Genomic DNA, 16,498 nt, shown 5'->3' on the forward strand with positions numbered 1-16,498 from the left:
CCACCCTCCCCCGCAGAGGGGGGAGGGAAACGCGCTGATGCTTCGATATCAACGCGAGAACTCGTCGTTTACGCCGCCCGCCCGCGCCGGCCTTCCACCAGCCACATCGCCAGCACGGCCGCGGCAAGCAGCGCCAGGGCCGCCAGCCCGAGCGCCAGGGGATACACCTCGACGCCGCGGATCACCGCGCTGTCGCTCGGGCGGAAGCCGATCCAGTCGGCGCCGGAGAGGCGGCCGCCGCGCACGCTCTGGAGGCGGGGCACCGCGACGGCCCCCGACGCGTCCGCCACCCGGCGGATCGAGCCGCCGGAGGCGTCGGCCACCGGCTTCAGGCGCTCGGTATCGCTGAACACGTCGGCGAGCTCGCGCGGGTTCGGCGGGCCGACGCTGACGAAGGCGGCCAGCGTGCCCGAGCGCAGGGTGTGCAGGCCGAGCTCGGCCGCCTCGAAGGTCGCGCCGAACAGTCCCGGCTCCGAGGGCTTCAGGGTCAGGGTGCTCACCTTGCCGGTCGGGCTCGTGACGGTGACCGGATCGGTCGCCTCCGCCATGGTCTGGCGCTCGACGCGGACCTCGCGGCCGCGCCCGGTCATCTGCGCGCGCAGCGCTTCCTCCTCGAGCGCCGGCTCCTTCATCAGCCAGTGCGCGAGGCGGCGCAGCAGGTCGAGATAGGGGCCGCCGTCCTGGTAGCCGCGCGCCCAGAGCCAGGCGTGATCGGACAGCATCAAGGCGACGCGGCCCTTCTCCTCGCGCGAGAGCGCGAGCAGCGGCAGGTTCTCGGCGCCCGACAGAAGCGGCTGGTTGCCGGCCCGCGGCTGCGCCGCGACGATGCGGAGCCAGTCGCCCCAGGCCGGCGGCGTGGCGTCGCCCCCGGGCAGCGCCCGCGTCACCGGATGGCGGTTGCCGGTGGCCGTCGCCGTCGGCTTGTAGGGCTGCTCGACGACCCGCCCGTTCGGGTCGCCCGGCAGGATGCCGGCGAGCCGGGTGCGCGCGAGGCTCGCCGGGCCGGCGAATTCCGGGCCCGCCGCGATCAGCAGCGCGCCGCCCTCGCGGACGTAGCGGGTGATGTTGTCGAAGTAGGCCGAGGGCAGCACGCTCTGGTTGGCGTAGCGATCGAAGATGATCAGGTCGAAGTCCTTGATCTTCTGAACGAACAGCTCGCGCGTCGGGAAGGCGATCAGCGACAGCTCGGAGATCGGCGTGCCGTCCTGCTTTTCCGGCGGGCGCAGGATAGTGAAGTGCACCAGGTCGACGTTGGCGTCGGACTTCAGCAGGTTGCGCCAGGTGCGCTCGCCCTGGTGCGGCTCGCCGGAGACCAGCAGCACGCGCAGCTTCTCGCGGATCCCCTCGATCGGCAGCACGGCGCGGTTGTTGACCGTGGTCAGCTCGCCCGGCAACGGCTCGACCTCGATCTCGACGACGTTCGGGCCGCCGTGCTCGATCTTGACGGTGAGGTCGAAGGGCTTGTCCGTCGGCACGGTGCGCCGCCCGATCTCCTCGCCGTCGTGGCGCAGGGCCACGACGGCCGAGCCGGTGCCGCCGCGCTCCATCACCTCGGCCCGGATCGTCAGGTCCTTGCCGACGATGCCGAAGCGCGGCGCCTCCAGCAGCTTGATCTGCCGGTCGCGCTCGTCCGGGTGGCCGGTGACGAGCACGTGCAGCGGCGCCTTGATGCCGAGCGCGGCGAGCGAGGCCGGGATGTCGTGGACCACGCCGTCGGTGAGCATGACGACGCCGGCCAGCCGCTCCGGCGGCACGTCGGCGAGCGCCTGCCCGAGCGCGGTGAACAGCTTGGTGCCGTCGTCGCCGGCGGCGTCCGGCACGTCGATGAAGCGCGGCTCGATGTTGGCCAGCGCGCCGAAGCGGCGCTGCAGCTCGGCCCGGACCTGGTCGGTCACCGCCGGCCGATCGCCGAGCGCCTGCGACCCGGACCGGTCGACGATCACCGCGGCGATGTCCTTCACCGGCTCGCGATCCTCGCGCACCAGCGCGGGGTTGGCCAAGGCCGCGAGCACCAGGCCGAGCGCCAGCGCCCGGAGGATCGCCGTGCGGCCGCCCGCCAGGAAGGCGAGGACCGCGAACAGCACCACGACGACGGCGAGCACCGCGAGCACCGGCCAGGGCAGCAGCGGCGTGAAGCTGAGGCTCAGCATGGGGTGAGAGCCTTGTGTCCTGGGCGCGCGCACCGCGCATGCTCCCTCCCCCCTCTGCGGGGGAGGGTGGGCCTTGCGTCAGCGAGGGTCGGGAGAGGGAAGCGCCGTATCCGGCACCGTCGCTCCCCTCTCCCCCCCTGCTCCGCAGGGTACCCTCCCCCGCCGAGGGGGGAGGGAGAAGAGCTGGCCTGAACGCGAAGAGATCTCACTGTCCCAGCCGCTCCAGCAGGGCCGGCACGTGGACCTGGTCCGCCTTGTAGTTGCCGGTCAGCGTGTACATCACGATGTTGACGCCGCCGCGGAACGCCATCTCGCGCTGGCGCTGGTCGCCGCCGACCACCGGGTAGAGCGGGTCGCCGCGGCGGTCGATCGCCCAGGCGGCGGCGAGGTCGTTGCCGGTGATGACGATCGGGCTGACGCCGTCCCCGGCCCGCGCCGGGCGGCGCTCGGTGCCCTCGGCGGCCGGCGGCAGCGCCTCGACCCAGGTCTGGCCGGTGGCATAGCGCCCGGGAAAGCTGTCGACGAGGTAGAACGCCTTCGTCAGCACGTGGTCGGACGGCACCGGCTCAAGCTCCGGGATCTCCAGCGTCGCCAGCATCTTGCGCAGGTAGGCGGCCTCCGGCGTCGGTGGCCCACCGGCCCGCGCCGTCAGCGCGTCTCGGGTGTCGAACAGGACTGTGCCGCCGTTGCGCATGAACGCATCGATCCGCCGGATCGTCGCTTCCGAGGGCTGGGGCCGGCCCGACGCGATCGGCCAGTAGATCAGCGGATAGAACGCCAGCTCGTCCTCGGCCGGGTCGAGGCCGGCGGGCTCTCCCGGCTCCAGGGCGGTCCGCGAGGCCAGCATCTGAGTCAGGCCGGTGAGACCGGCCCGGCTCGCCTCGTCGACCGCAGCGTCGCCTGTGACCACGTAGGCGAGCCGCGTGACCAGCGCCGACTCGATGCCGTTCGGGCGGTTCGCCGGCGGCTCCTCCGCCCGCGCCAGCGGCGGGCCGAGGCCGCCGAGCACGAGCACGCCCGCCATCGCGAGCATTGCCGCGCGGCCGCGCAGGCGGCCGACCAGTCCGCCCGAGCCGCGGTTGAGGAAACCGCCGAGCCAGAGCCCGGCCAGCGTGTCGAGCACCAGAAGCAGCAGCGCCAGCGTGAACAGGCTCGGGCGCAGGTCCAGGGTCTCGGCACCGGCGAGCGTCCCGGTGCGGGCGCCGTTCAGCGGCGCGAGGTCGAGCGCCCTGAGGCGGTCTTCGGTCCGCAGGGCGTTCACCGCGGTGCCGCCGTCGGCGGGACCGTAGAAGCCCGGGGGGTGCTCCGGCGAGGCGCGGTCGGCGTAGTCGGCCGGCACCGCGGTGGCTGAGGCCGGCGGGGTGCCGAGCGCGCCGAAGCCGTCGAGCGCCAGCCGCGGGGCGAGGATCGCCGCAGCCGGGCGCGGGCCGCCCTCGGCGGGGGCGGCCGAGGAACCTGCCAGCGCCACCACCCGGCGCAGCATGTCGATGAACAGGCCCGACAGCGGCAGGTTCGACCACGTCGTGTCGGCAGTGACGTGGAACAGCACCACGAGCCCCTGCCCGCGATGCTCGGCGGTGACGATCGGCGTTCCGTCCTGCAGCGAGGCCCAGGTGCGGCCGGGCAGGTCGCCGTCGGGCTCGGCCAGGATCTGGCGGCGCACGCCGATGTCGGCAGGCGGCGCCAGGCCCGCGAACGGGCTCTCGGGCGCGAACGGCGCCAGCGTCTTCGGGCTGTCCCACGAGAGGGTGCCGCCGAGCGTCCGCCCGCCGCGGCGCAGGCGCACCGGCACCAGCGGATCGCTGCCGGCGGCGAGCCGCGGGCCGGCGAAGCGCAGCAGGAGGCCGCCATTCTCGACGAACGTCTGCACGCGGGCCGCGGTGCGGTCGTCCATGGCGCCGACGTCGGCGAGCACCAGCACCGTCACTTGGTTGTCGAGCAGCTGCCCGACCTGGTCGGCGATGCCCTTGGCGCCGCGCGCCTCCTGAACGTCGGCGAAGGGCTGCAGCGCGCGGGAAAGATAGTAGGTCGGCGCCAGCAGCGGCTGCGCCTGGTCGTTGGTGCCGCCGAAGACGAGGCCGACGCGGCGGCGCTTGCCGCGCTCGTCCACCAGCGTGACGGCGCCGGCCGAGCGCTCGCCCGCGATCTCGATGCGGCTGACGCCGTTGCGCAGCTCGATCGGCATGTCGAAGGCGATTTCGGTGTCGGTGGCGTCGGGTGCGAGGGCGAAGTCGTGCTCGGCGAGCGGCAGGCCCTTCGGGTCGAGCGCCCGCACCAGGCCGGCGTCGCGGCCGTTGGCGGCGGCGCGCAGCACCCGGGCCGTGAGCTTGCCCCCGGTCTCGGACGCGGTCAGCGCCAGGGCCGGCGGCGTCTCGGCGCGCAGGATCGTCAGGGCGGCGCCCGACGACGCGACCAGCTCGGCGAGACGGCCGGGGAAGCCGGCGGGCTCGATGCCGGCGACGCCGTCGCTGATCCAGACGATGCCCGCGCCGGCATTGCGCTCGAGGAAGCCGGCCAGGACCTGGAGATGCGCGGCCCGGTCGGCCAGGTGCGGGCGCGGCGCCAGCGCGCGCAGCCGCTCCAGGCTGGCCGCGGGCGTCCGCGCCTCGATCGCGGCGGCTGCGTCCGCCAGCCCGACCACGCCGACGGGGCGGCCGTCGCGGGCGGCGCCCTCGACGGCATCGGTCGCGACCCGCATCCGGTCGCGCCAGTCGTGGGCGGCGGAGACGCCGTTGTCGACCATCACCAGCAGCGCCTTGCGTCCGCCGCCGGCGCCGACGCCGCTCGGGTTCCAGACCGGGCCGGAGACAGCGAGGATCAGGGCGGCGGCGGCGAGCACGCGCAGGATCAGCAGCCAGGGCGGCGTCCGCGCCGGCGTCTGGCGCTGCGCAGCCAAGTCGGCGACGAGCTTGAGCGGCGGGAAATCGATCCGGCGGGGGCGCGGCGGCGTCACCCGCAGCAGCAGCCACAGAGCGGGCAGGCCGATCAGCGCGGCGAGCGCGAAGGGGGCGGCGAAGGTCAATCCGAGCACGACGCCCTCCTAGCCCGTGCCGCGGGCGGCGGCGACCAGGGTCGCGAGGCGAAGCGCCGCCTCGCTCGCGGGGCGGTCGGTGCGGTGCAGGGTCAGCGTCCAGCCGATGCCGCGGGCGATCTCGGACAGGCCGGCCCTGTGCGCCCGGATGCGCCCGCGATAGGCGTCGCCCCAGGCGGCGGCGTCGCCGACGTCGAGCGAGAACCCGGATTCGAGGTCGTGCAGCACCGCCTGTCCCGCGAACGGAAACGTCTCCTCGATCGGGTCGGCGACGACGACGAGGTGGCCGCGGCTGCCGCGGCCGGCGATTTCCTGGACGGCCGCGGCGACGCGGTCGAGGGGGGTGAGGAAGTCGCTGATCAGGATCACCTCGTCGAAGCGGGCGGGGGCCGCGCGGGGCGGAAGGTCCTGGGTCAGGCCGGGCACGTCCGCGACGAGCGCCTGCGCCATCGCCTCCACGATCTTCCGCGATGCGGTCGCGCGGGTGAGGCCCAGCAGCCCGACCCGCTCGCCGCCGTCGACGAAGGCGTCGGCGAGCGCCAGCCCGAGGACGAGCGCGCGCTCGACCTTCGCGGCCTGCGCGAGATCGGACGCGAAGCCCATCGAGGCGGAGCGGTCGATCCAGATCCAAATGTTGTGGGCGGCCTCCCACTCGCGCTCGCGCACGTAGAGCCGGTCGTCGCGGGCCGAGCGGCGCCAGTCGATCCGCGCCGCCGCCTCGCCGTTCACGAAGGGCCGGAACTGCCAGAAGCTCTCGCCGGGCCCGGCGCGGCGACGGCCGTGCAGCCCGTGCGCCAGCATCGACGAGACGCGGCGGGCTTCCAGCACGAGCCGCGGCATGCGGTCGGAGAGCGCCACCGCGCCCTCGTTCTCCCGCCGGCCCGGGACGCGCGGGATCGCTTCGAGGGCGCGGGCGGCCGCCACGCGCTAGAGCTTCTCGGCGAGCTTGGCGATCAGCCCCTCGACGGTATCGCCGTCGGCGCGCGCGGCGTAGCTCAGCGCCATGCGGTGCTTCAGGACCGGCTCGGCCAAAGCCTTCACGTCGGCGATCGAGGGGGCGACGCGGCCCTCGATCAGCGCGCGGGCACGCGCCGCCAGGGTCAGGGCCTGGCTGGCGCGGGGGCCCGGTCCCCACATCAGCTTGCCCTTCACCAGCGGATCGCCGCTGTCGGGGCGGGCCGAGCGGACGAGGTCGAGGATCGCGTCGACCACCGCCTCGCCCACCGGCAGGCGGCGCACGAGGCGCTGCGCGGTCAGCAGCGCGTCGGTCGACATCACCGCCTTGGCGCCCTGGTCGGCGATGCCGGTCGTCTCGATCAGGATGCGGCGCTCGGCGGCGCGGTCGGGATAGCCGACGTCGATCTCCAGGAGGAACCGGTCGAGCTGCGCCTCGGGCAGCGGATAGGTGCCCTCCTGCTCGATCGGGTTCTGGGTGGCCAGCACGTGGAACGGCCGCGGCAGGTCGTGGCGCTCGCCGGCCACCGAGACGAAGTTCTCCTGCATCGCCTGCAGCAGCGCCGACTGCGTGCGCGGGCTCGCCCGGTTGATCTCGTCGGCCATCAGGAGCTGGGTGAAGACCGGGCCCTTGACGAAGCGGAACGACCGGCGCCGGTCGGCATCCTCGTCCAGGATCTCGGTGCCGAGGATGTCGGACGGCATCAGGTCGGGCGTGAACTGCACCCGGCGGGCGTCGAGGCCGAGCACCGTGCCCAGCGTCTCGACGAGCTTGGTCTTGGCCAGGCCCGGCAGCCCGACGAGGAGGCCGTGGCCGCCGGCCAGGATCGTGACAAGGGCGAGGTCGACGACCTTCTCCTGCCCGAAGATCACCCCGTGGATCGCCTCCCGCGCTTGGCCCACGGAAGCGAGGCAGCTTTCGGCGGTGGCGACGATGCCGTCGTCGAGGGAGGTGGCGGACGAGCCCTGACTCATGCCGATGGGGTTTCCGTCTCGATTGTCGGGCCTTGCGGCCGGGGGGCGACGCTGGCGTCGTTCTGGGCTCGGAGTGTGCGGCGGTTCGTGACCGGCTGGCAAGGCCGGCATCGCCGCAGGTTCGCCGGGCGCGGCCCGCGGCGCTTCAGCCGCGGTCTGGTGCCGCCACCCGGGCCAGTCCGTCCGAGGCCTCGACCGCATCGCAGAAAAACGGGTTTTCCGGCGCGTTCACCCCGCGCCAGCGCGCGTAGCGCCAGGGCAGGAACCAGCGCGCCCGCGGCGGCAACGCGTCGGGCACGAGGTCGATGCCGTGGGTGCCGAAGGGGCCGCAGCGGCAGATCCGCGAAAACCCCATCCAGGCGCCGGGCCAGAGCCCGTGCCGGGCGATCGCCGCGTCGGCGTAGTCCGAGCAGCTCGGCCAGTGCCGGCACTGACGGCCGACGAGGCCCGACAGTGTGAGCTGGTAGCCGCGGATCGCGACGTGTGCGGCCCGCCGCAGCATCGCGTCAGGCGGCGGCTTGCTTGCCGGCCTCGATCCGGTCGAGGGCGTCCACCACCGCGTCGAAGGTCAGCAGAGTCGAGGCGTGGCGCGCCTTGAACTCGCGCACCGGCTCCAGCACGGAGAGGTCGGCCCAACGGCCTTCCGGAGCCGGGCCGTTCGCCTTCAGCATCGCGCGCATGGTCTCGCGCACCGCCCGGAGCTCGCCGGGGCTGGAGCCGACCACGTGCCGCCCCATCAGCGAGGACGAGGCCTGGCCGAGCGCGCAGGCCTTCACGTCGTGGGCGAAATCGGCCACCGTCCCGTCGGGGCCGAGCACGAGGTCGACGGTCACCGTCGAGCCGCAGAGCCTCGAATGCGCCGTCGCGCTGGCATCGGGTGCGGGAAGCCGGCCGAGCCGCGGGATGTCGGCGGCGAGTTCGAGGATGCGCCGGTTGTAGATGTCGTCGAGCATGGGCGCCTGCCGATCCTTGTCCTCGGTTTCGATCGTCGCGCGGTCGATCCGTGCGATCGCCGCGCTTCGTCCCCGGACGGTCCGGGCCTGCCCCGCGCGCCGTGCATTGCGCGATCGTGCAAGAACGACGATATAGGCCGCGTGACGCCGTTTCGCGAGGAGGCGGCTCGTCGACCAGGGTCGCGCCCACGGCCACGGACACCGTAACAACCGGGGCGCCGGCCCGGAGCCTTCCGGGCTCCGAGACGGTTCGACCGCATGTATGCCAAGCCGGACAGTACCACGATGAAGGCCCGTGTGGCGCGGGCTGGAGATGCCATGGATGCCGCGCTCAAATCCCTGTCCTACGGCGCCAGCCGGCCCGTTCCCGAGGCCGAGCCGAGCTTGAGCGTCATGCGCAACGACAACGATCGCGTGGTGGCGAGCCTCGCCGAGCGCCGTGCCGAGACGGCCGCGCTGGAGGTTGCGGAGGGCGCCACGAAGGACATTGCCAGAAAGCCCGAATCCGCGACGCGCGTGCCCGAGGGCATCGCGCTGGCGCGCCCGAGCCGCGAGGAGGCCGAGGCCGCCGTGCGCACGCTCCTGCGCTGGGCCGGCGACGACCCGAACCGCGAGGGGCTGCTCGACACCCCGGCCCGCGTGGTCAAGGCCTACGGCCAGCTCTTCGGCGGCTACGACGTCGACGCCGACGCCCTGCTTGAGCGGGTGTTCGAGGAGGTCGAGGGCTATTCCGACATCGTGCTGGTGCGCGACATCCCGTTCTACTCCCATTGCGAGCACCACATGGTGCCGTTCATGGGGCTGGCGCACATCGCCTACTATCCGACCAAGGGCGTCGTCGGCCTGTCGAAGCTCGCCCGCGTCGTCGACACCTTCGCTCGCCGCCTGCAGACGCAGGAGACGATGACAGCGCAGATCGCCGACGTGATCGAGAGCATCCTCAAGCCCCGCGGCGTCGCCGTCCTGGTCGAGGCCGAGCATCTCTGCATGGCGATGCGCGGCGTGCAGAAGGCGGGCGTCTCGACCATCACCACCCAGTTCCGCGGCGCCTTCCGCGAGGACGCCAGCGAGCAGGTGCGGTTCCTGACGCTGGTCCGCGGCGGTAAGGCGTAAGGTTCAGGCGCTCCGCGCGGAGATGGTCGTCCATGGTCCCGTTCGATCCGCCCGGTAGCCGTGCCGAGGTCGAGGAAGGCACGGCCTTCACCCCGCGCTTCGACCGCGACGGGCTCGTGGCCTGCATCGCCGTCGACGCGCAGGACGGCCGCGTGCTGATGCTGGCGCACATGAACGCCGAATCCCTGCAGCGCACGCTGGAGACCGGCGAGGCCTGGTACTGGTCGCGCTCGCGCCGCGAGCTCTGGCACAAGGGCGCGACCTCGGGGCAGATCCAGCGCGTCGTCGAGATGCGCACCGATTGCGACCAGGACGCGCTGCTGATCACCGTCGCGGTCGGCGGCGACGGCGGCTGCTGCCACACCGGGCGCCGGGCGTGCTTCTACCGCGGCGTCACCCTCGATCCCGACGGCCGCGCGGTTCTGCATCCCGCCGGCGCATGAGCGGCGCGCACGCCCTGCTGCGGCACGCCGCACCCGCCGCGATCGCCCCCGGAACCGTCGAGCCGACCCGTGACGCGGCGCCCTGGGAACCGCGGATCGGGCTGGCGCTCGGCGGCGGTGCTGCCCGGGGCTGGGCGCATATCGGCGTGATCCGCGCCCTCGACGAGGCCGGCATCCATCCGGCGGTCGTCGCCGGCTGCTCGATCGGCGCCGTGGTCGGCGGCTGCTTCGCGGCGGGCAAGCTCGACGCGCTGGCCGAGTTCGCGCTCTCCCTCACCCGCCGCCGGGTGCTCGGCCTTCTCGACCCGCGCCTGTCGGGCTCCGGCCTGATCGGCGGCGACCGCCTGCGCCGGCGGCTGGTGCGCGACCTCGGCGACCGCCTCGTCGACGACCTGCCCGTGAGTTTCGCCTCGGTCGCCACCGAGCTCGGCACCGGGCATGAGGTCTGGCTGACCCGCGGGTCGCTGATCGAAGCCTTGCGCGCCTCCTACGCGCTGCCCGGGCTGTTCGCGCCGGTGGAGCGCGACGGGCGCCTGCTGATGGACGGGACGCTGGTCAACCCGGTGCCGGTGACGTTGGCCCGCGCGATGGGCGCCGACCTCGTCATCGGCGTGAACCTCGCCTGCGATCCGCGGCTGCGGGGCGGCGTGATCGAGCCCGAGGCGGTCGATCCGGTCGAGCAGGTCGTCACCGCCGTCGGCGCACGCCGCTGGAACCTGCTCGCCGGCCTGCGCAACCGCCGGGTCGCGCCGTCCGGGCCCGGCATCGGCCGGGTGATGTTCGACGCGTTCAACATCACGCAGGACCGCATCTCCCGCGCGCGCCTCGAGCGGGACCCGCCCGATTGCGCGATCGGGCCCGATCTCGCCGCCATGGGCCAGTTCGAGTTCCACCGGGCGGCCGAAGGGATCGCCGCCGGCCATGCGGCGACGCGGGCCGCCCTGCCCCGCATCCGGGCGATGGTGCAGGCCGCGGCCGCGCGGGCCTGATACGTCACGCAACTGTCGTGTCGGCCTGCGATGCGGCCTCACGTCGGGGATCGGCACCGTGCCCGCCCGCCGCGAGGAGCCGACCCGATGGTGTCCAGCCGCCGCCAACTCCTGCTGACCGGCGGGGCCGGGCTCGTCGGGCTCGCCTCCGGCCTCGCCAGGCCGGGCCTCAGCCGCGCCGCCGACCGGCCGATCCTCACCCACGGGCTGCAATCGGGCGACGTCGGCTCCGACTCCGCGATCGTCTGGGCGCGTGCCGACCGGCCGTGCCGCGCGATCGTGGAATGGTCCACCACCGAGAGCTTTTCCGAGATCCGCGGCGGCACGGTCGCCGACGCGCTGCCGGAAACCGACGGCACCGTGAAGGTCGCTTTCACCGATCTGCCGCCGGGACAGGACATCCTCTACCGGATCCGTCTGGAAGACCTGGCCGCCCCGACGATCCGCGGGCCGGCCCAGGTCGGCCGTTTCCGCACCGCGCCGGCCGACCGTCGCTCGGTCTCGTTCTGCTGGTCCGGCGACACGGCGGGCCAGGGCTGGGGCATCGACGAGGCCCGGGGCGGCATGACGATCTACAAAGCGATGTTGGGCAACCGCCCGGACTTCTTCCTGCATTCCGGCGACACGATCTACGCCGACGGGCCGATCGCAGCCGAGGTGACGCTGCCGGACGGCACCCTCTGGCGCAACCGCGTCACCGAGGCGGTGGCGAAGCCGGCCGAGACGCTCGCCGAGTTCCGCGGCCGCTACAAGTACAACCTGACGGACGCGAACGTGCTGGCGATGAACGCGGCCGTGCCGATCCTGGCGCAGTGGGACGACCACGAGGTCACCAACAACTGGTGGCCCGGCGAGCCGCTGACCCGCGCCGAGCACCTTAGGAAGAAGTACGCCGACCCGAACGTGCGGGCCCTCGAGGTGCGGGCGTCCCGCGCCTTCCACGAATACATGCCGATGCGCTTCGAGCCGGCCGAGCCGGGCCGCGTCTACCGCAAGATCGCCTACGGCCCCCTCGTCGACGTGTTCATGCTCGACATGCGCTCGTATCGCGGGCCGAACGGCGAGAACCGCGAGACCCGCTACGGTCCGGACGCGTACTTCCTCGGGCCGGTGCAGCTCGCCTGGCTCAAGCGGGCGCTGGCGGAGTCGCGCGCCACCTGGAAGGTGATCGCCGCCGACATGCCGCTGGGGCTCGTCGTCACCTACGATCCCGAGCGGAGCTTCGGGTCGGAGGCGGTGGCGCAGGGCGACGGGCCGCCGCTCGGGCGCGAGCTCGAGATCGCCGACCTGCTGCGGTTCATCAAGACGGCGAACATCCGCAACACGGTGTGGCTCACGGCCGACGTGCACTACACGGCGGCGCACCATTACGATCCGAACAAGGCCCGCTTCCAGGAGTTCGAGCCGTTCTGGGAGTTCGTCTCCGGCCCGCTGCACGCGGGCACGTTCGGCCCGAACAAGCTCGACGACACGTTCGGGCCGCAGCTGCGCTTCGTGAAGGCGCCGCCGGAGGGACAGGCGAACCTGTCGCCGGCGGCGGGCTACCAGTTCTTCGGCCACGTCGCCGTCGACGGGCGGACGGAGCAGATGACGGTGACGCTGAAGGACGCGGCCGATGCCGACCTCTGGCACGTCACTCTCGACCCCGCCTGCGGATGAGTGCGGCCCGATCCGGCCTCAGGCCATCGTGATGTAGTCGCGCATCGCCTGATGCTCGGCCTCGACCGCCGCGATCCGGCGCTTGACCACGTCGCCGATGGAGATGAGGCCGACCAGGCGGCCGTCCTCGCAGACCGGGACGTGGCGGAAGCGCCCGTCGGTCATCAGCTGCATCACGTCCTCCACCGTCGTGGCGCGCTTGCAGGTGACGACCTCGGCGGTCATGTGCGCGGAGACCGGCGCATCGAAGGCGCCGCCGCCGAGCTTGGCCAGCGCCCGCATGATGTCGCGCTCGGAGATGATGCCGGCGACCGACCCGTCGCCGTGGGTGACCACGAGGGCGCCGATCCGCTTCTCGGCCAGCAGGTGGATCGCCTCGTCGAGGGTCCGCTCGGGGGTGATGGTGACGATGTCCCCGCCCTTCTCGGCGAGGATGCGTGCGATGGTCATGAAGATCCCTCCCAGGAGGTGAAGCCGCGCGCGCCGTCAGCCACGGTGCGCGCCGACCGCGACGTGCCCGGGTTGATCCCGGATCGCGCCTGCGCTCCGCGCGAGTGTGTGGCGGATGCCGCGTCATGGCAAGGCCGGGCACGACCGTCTCGGGGGTCCGTTCGCTACGCCAATGCTGATCTCGCCGACCGAGACCGGCGGCGGAACAGTCGTGCCCGCCCGCACCCGGACTATTGCGCGACCGGTTCCCGCGGATCGACGAACGGAAACATCAGGAAGCCGACGACGAAGCCGCCCAGATGCGCGTCCCACGCGACGGCGGCGCTCTCGGCGCCGAGCGGCAGGCTGATCAGGCCGAACAGCAGGTTCGTCGCCATCCAGATCACCAGGAAGGTCACCGCGGTGCGGTTGCGCAGGAGTTCCGGCACCGTCTCGACCGGCCGCCGGGGCGGCAGCTGCCAGGGCTGGGTGCCGTAGCCCGGCAGCGGCGGCTGGAACACGAAGCGGGCAGCGGCCGCCATCAGCGCCGACACGCCGGCCGAGGCGCCGATCAGCGGCGCGGTGCTCAACGGGTCGATCGCCACGTGCAGCGCGCCGCCGGCGACCGTCCCAGCGAGCCCGATCAGGCCGTAGCGCCAGGCACCGCAGCGCCGCGCCACCGGCGAGCCGAAGGCGGCGAGCCAGACGGTGTTGAAGATCACGTGCATCCAAGAGCCGTGCAGCAGGCCGTAGGTCGCGAAGCTCCACAGGTACGGGCCGGGATCGGTCAGCACGTAGCGGGCGAAGGCCTCGCGCGCGGCCGCGAACTGGGCGTCGCCGACCTCGCTCGCCGCCCGCATCACCGCGTCGGCCTGGGCCGGGTCGAGCCACGTCGTCCAGCGGGACGGCACCAGCGCGAGGTCGAGGACCAGGCGGATGTCCCAGCTGTCCGGCAGCAGGATCTCGCGGACCGCGTGGATCGCGAGCAGGAGGCCGATCGAGACGGTGACCACGCCCGGCATGTTGAAGACGGGCACGCGGCCCTGGCGCGGCAGATCGGGCGAGGCATCCATGGCGCCACATGTCGGCGCGGCGGCCCGCGGGGCAAGGGCCTGCGGCGACGGCGGCGGCCGGAATGCCGGTCGGCGAACAAAAAAAGGGAGGCGGCCCGGTGATGGACCCCCTCCCTGAAGCGAAGGATCTCCGAGCCCGCATCGGGTTCGGGCGCCGTCCGGACCAGGAGACGGCGGGGCGCCGAGCGCCCGATCCCTCCGTGCCCCTCGCAAAGGTGACCCGGAGGCGTGGCCGGCGCGGGGCGAACCCGAGCCGTCACGCTGTCGTGATCACTGTCGTGCGGCGGCGCGCGTCACGCAACGTCAACCTCTTCTTAACCTTAACGAAGGGTTGCGCGAGCTTGGCCGCGGCCGGGGGCATAGGCTGTGCGCCGTGGGTCTCGAACTGCCGCCGGATGCATCGCGCCTGATCGCAGGTGTTCCGAAGCGGCACCCATCGTCACGCCGCCGTGCATCGTTCCGGGACACTCATGAAGCATCCGACGAGCCGCATGCTCCACAGCTACTGGGATCGGATCCGCGGCCAGCGCTGTGCGCCGGAGCGCGCCGAGATCGAGCCGGGAGAGATCCGCCACCTGTTGGCCGACAGCCTGATCCTCGAGATCGACATGCCGCACCGGACCGCGACCCTCCGGCTCGCCGGCACCCGGGTCTGCGCCCTGTTCGGGCGGGAGCTGCGCGCCTCGCACCTGTCCGATCTCTGGGGCACGGCGCCCGCCGACCCCTGGCGGATGGTAGAGATCGTGGCGCACGACGCGCTCGGCGTCGTCGCGGGGCTGCGCGGCACCAACAGCGCCGGCGAGGCGATCGACCTCGAGTTCCTGCTCCTGCCGCTGCGCCACCGCGGGCGCACCCAGGCGCGGGCGCTCGGCACCCTGAGCCCGGTGAGCCCGCCGCCCTGGCTCGGCCTGCGGCCGCTCGTCCGCCTCGACACGCTCTCGCTCCGGGTGCTGAACCGGCCCGAGGCCGGCGTGTTTCGGGGTGATTCGGCCGACGGCGATGCCGGCCTCGCGATCCTCGCCTCGGAGGCCGGCTCGTTCGGTGCCCTCCCCCCGCCGGCCAACGACGGCAGCCCCTTCCGTCGCGGCCATCTCCTGGTCCACCGCGGCGGCCGAATCTGACCTGAGATTGCGTCATCCGAAAAAAGGGTTTCGTAACGAGACCGCGTTAGGTTTTGAGTCCGATCACCAACGGATCAAGCCGGCTTCGGAATGAACACGGCGCAGACACCAGTGGGAACGACCACGTTGCGCCTCGCGCAGGCCTCCGATCTGCGCCGCCACCAGCGCGTGCCGGTGGCGCTGCTCGGTCGCTACATGCTGTCGGATCGCCGCGAATACCCGTGCCAGACCGTCGACATGTCGCCCGGCGGGGTCCGCCTGACCTGCGCGGTCGTGGGCGAGCTCGGCGAGCGCGTGGTGCTGTACCTCGAGCATATCGGCCGGATCGAGGGCGTCATCGCCCGGCATCCGCCGGGGGGATTCGCCGTGCAGCTTTCGGCGACGCCGCGCAAGCGCGACAAGATCGCCTCGCAGCTCACCTGGCTCGCCAACCGCGAGATCCTCGGCCTGCCGGAAGGCCGGACCCACGAGCGCGTCGTGCCCAAGCAGCCGGCGGTGATCGTGCGTCTGGAGAGCGGGCGCGAGATCAAGGCGCGGGTCATCGACATCTCGATGTCGGGCGTGGCCCTGGCCAGCCTGAACGTTCCGCCGCTCGGCGCGACCGTCACGATCGGCAGCACGCCGGGGAAGCTCGTGCGCTACTTCGAGGGCGGGTTCGGCGTCCAGTTCATGCTGCCGCTCTCCCCCGATCGCTTCCACGACGGCATGACGCTGTAGACGCCGCGCGCCCGAGACCTCGGACAGCCGCCATCGCAGGCGACCGGCGCGTGCGTCGCGTCGCGCGATCGGCCGATCCCGAGCGATGCCGTCATCGCAGGCGCGCCGCCGACCCGACCCGACAGCGGCCAGCGCTGCGAGGGGCCGACTCACGCCCGCGGCGTTCGCTCCGGTTCGCCATCGGCGTGCGGCTGCGACATCGGGCGGTCGCGATCCGGCGGCACAAGGTTTCCCGATCCTAAACGCGATGCCGACAATCCGCGGCGTCGCCACAGCGTCCGGTTCGGGCTGTTGCGAGCCGGTCCGGTCGCACCGGGGAATCGATAAAATTGCGCGGATCGGCTTCAGCGCCGCGGAGGGCGAGCGGCCCCATCCTGCCTCCATCGACGGAGGGTTGTGGCGATGGGCCGGGTGTTCAGCAGCAAGGGGACGGTGATCCGGGCGCTCGGCCTCGGGCTGTTCGCGCTTCTCGCCCCCGCCGTCGCCCCGGTCGCGGCGCAGACCCTGGCCTCGCTGCCCGCCCCCACCATCGCCGCCGCGCCGGTCGGCGCCGCCAAGCCGATCCTCGCCTGGGTCGCTTTCTGCCAGGGCTACCCGGCCGAGTGCGCGGTCAATTCCGCCGAGCCCGCCCGCATCGCCATGACCCCGGCGATCTGGAGCACGATCCAGGCCGTCAACCGCCGGGTCAACGCTACGGTGACGCCGGTGACCGACATGGACCACCTCGGCGTTCCCGACCATTGGGACCTGGCCGAGGACGGCTCGGGCGATTGCGAGGATTTTCAGCTGCTCAAGCGCAGCCTGCTGGCCAAGGCCGGCCTGCCGCGCCGCGCCATGCGGATGACCGTGGTCATCGACGAGAAGGGCGAGGGCCACGCCGTGCTCACCCTG

At 73.1% G+C, this 16,498-nt stretch carries 15 protein-coding genes; 7 read left to right on the forward strand and 8 right to left on the reverse strand.

What is annotated here, in order from left to right; translation table 11 throughout:
* Window positions 1-68: 68 nt before the first annotated feature.
* The 6 genes from MKK64_RS17655 to MKK64_RS17680 form a co-directional block, all read right to left on the reverse strand.
* Window positions 69-2,150: a hypothetical protein gene (locus MKK64_RS17655; protein WP_243936185.1), complete on the reverse strand. Its 2,082-nt coding sequence runs from the start codon at window positions 2,148-2,150 to the stop codon at window positions 69-71.
* A 205-nt stretch (window positions 2,151-2,355) separates the two neighbouring features.
* Entirely contained in the window at window positions 2,356-5,181 is a 2,826-nt protein-coding gene (locus MKK64_RS17660; RefSeq protein WP_243936187.1) for a DUF4159 domain-containing protein, read from the reverse strand.
* Window positions 5,182-5,190: 9 nt separating this feature from the next.
* A complete protein-coding gene (locus MKK64_RS17665; RefSeq protein WP_243936189.1) occupies window positions 5,191-6,105 on the reverse strand; it encodes a DUF58 domain-containing protein in 915 nt (304 codons plus the stop codon).
* 3 nt (window positions 6,106-6,108) lie between these two features.
* On the reverse strand, window positions 6,109-7,110 hold the full coding sequence (locus MKK64_RS17670) for an AAA family ATPase (RefSeq protein ID WP_147728534.1): 1,002 nt from the start codon (window positions 7,108-7,110) through the stop codon (window positions 6,109-6,111).
* 145 nt (window positions 7,111-7,255) lie between these two features.
* Window positions 7,256-7,612 (reverse strand): membrane protein insertion efficiency factor YidD, encoded by a 357-nt coding sequence (yidD, locus tag MKK64_RS17675; RefSeq protein WP_243936191.1) that lies wholly within the window; start codon window positions 7,610-7,612, stop codon window positions 7,256-7,258.
* A gap of 4 nt (window positions 7,613-7,616) precedes the next feature.
* A complete protein-coding gene (locus MKK64_RS17680; protein ID WP_147842289.1) occupies window positions 7,617-8,063 on the reverse strand; it encodes an iron-sulfur cluster assembly scaffold protein in 447 nt (148 codons plus the stop codon).
* A gap of 258 nt (window positions 8,064-8,321) precedes the next feature.
* Here MKK64_RS17680 and folE point away from each other — a divergent pair, with 258 nt between their 5' ends.
* The 4 genes from folE to MKK64_RS17700 all read left to right on the forward strand — a co-directional run bounded on the left by folE (window position 8,322) and on the right by MKK64_RS17700 (window position 12,267).
* Window positions 8,322-9,176, forward strand: coding sequence for a GTP cyclohydrolase I FolE (gene folE / locus MKK64_RS17685; RefSeq protein ID WP_243936194.1), 855 nt, complete (start codon window positions 8,322-8,324; stop codon window positions 9,174-9,176).
* Between the two features lie 32 nt (window positions 9,177-9,208).
* Window positions 9,209-9,619, forward strand: a complete 411-nt coding sequence (hisI, locus tag MKK64_RS17690) for a phosphoribosyl-AMP cyclohydrolase (RefSeq protein WP_147728538.1) — start codon at window positions 9,209-9,211, stop codon at window positions 9,617-9,619.
* Complete coding sequence (locus MKK64_RS17695; RefSeq protein WP_243936195.1) at window positions 9,616-10,608, forward strand: patatin-like phospholipase family protein; 993 nt, start codon at window positions 9,616-9,618, stop codon at window positions 10,606-10,608. The genes hisI and MKK64_RS17695 overlap by 4 nt, the downstream gene beginning before the upstream one ends.
* A gap of 87 nt (window positions 10,609-10,695) precedes the next feature.
* The gene (locus MKK64_RS17700) at window positions 10,696-12,267 is read left to right on the forward strand and encodes an alkaline phosphatase D family protein (protein WP_243936196.1); all 1,572 of its coding nucleotides are present in this window, start codon (window positions 10,696-10,698) and stop codon (window positions 12,265-12,267) included.
* 18 nt (window positions 12,268-12,285) lie between these two features.
* On the opposite strand, the gene MKK64_RS17705 is transcribed toward MKK64_RS17700, so the two are convergent.
* A complete protein-coding gene (locus MKK64_RS17705) occupies window positions 12,286-12,717 on the reverse strand; it encodes a CBS domain-containing protein (RefSeq protein ID WP_147728267.1) in 432 nt (143 codons plus the stop codon).
* A gap of 230 nt (window positions 12,718-12,947) precedes the next feature.
* Window positions 12,948-13,769, reverse strand: coding sequence for a rhomboid family intramembrane serine protease (locus tag MKK64_RS17710; protein WP_147728268.1), 822 nt, complete (start codon window positions 13,767-13,769; stop codon window positions 12,948-12,950).
* A 470-nt stretch (window positions 13,770-14,239) separates the two neighbouring features.
* Here MKK64_RS17710 and MKK64_RS17715 point away from each other — a divergent pair, with 470 nt between their 5' ends.
* From MKK64_RS17715 to MKK64_RS17725, 3 genes are all read left to right on the forward strand, one after another.
* The gene (locus tag MKK64_RS17715; RefSeq protein ID WP_243936197.1) at window positions 14,240-14,890 is read left to right on the forward strand and encodes a PAS domain-containing protein; all 651 of its coding nucleotides are present in this window, start codon (window positions 14,240-14,242) and stop codon (window positions 14,888-14,890) included.
* A gap of 90 nt (window positions 14,891-14,980) precedes the next feature.
* The gene (locus MKK64_RS17720) at window positions 14,981-15,607 is read left to right on the forward strand and encodes a PilZ domain-containing protein (RefSeq protein ID WP_147728270.1); all 627 of its coding nucleotides are present in this window, start codon (window positions 14,981-14,983) and stop codon (window positions 15,605-15,607) included.
* Window positions 15,608-16,009: 402 nt separating this feature from the next.
* The coding region (locus tag MKK64_RS17725; RefSeq protein WP_243936198.1) for a transglutaminase-like cysteine peptidase at window positions 16,010-16,498 on the forward strand (489 nt) is incomplete at its 3' end.

It is taken from the genome of Methylobacterium sp. E-025 (assembly GCF_022829705.1).
In the GTDB taxonomy this organism is placed as follows: Bacteria; Pseudomonadota; Alphaproteobacteria; order Rhizobiales; family Beijerinckiaceae; genus Methylobacterium.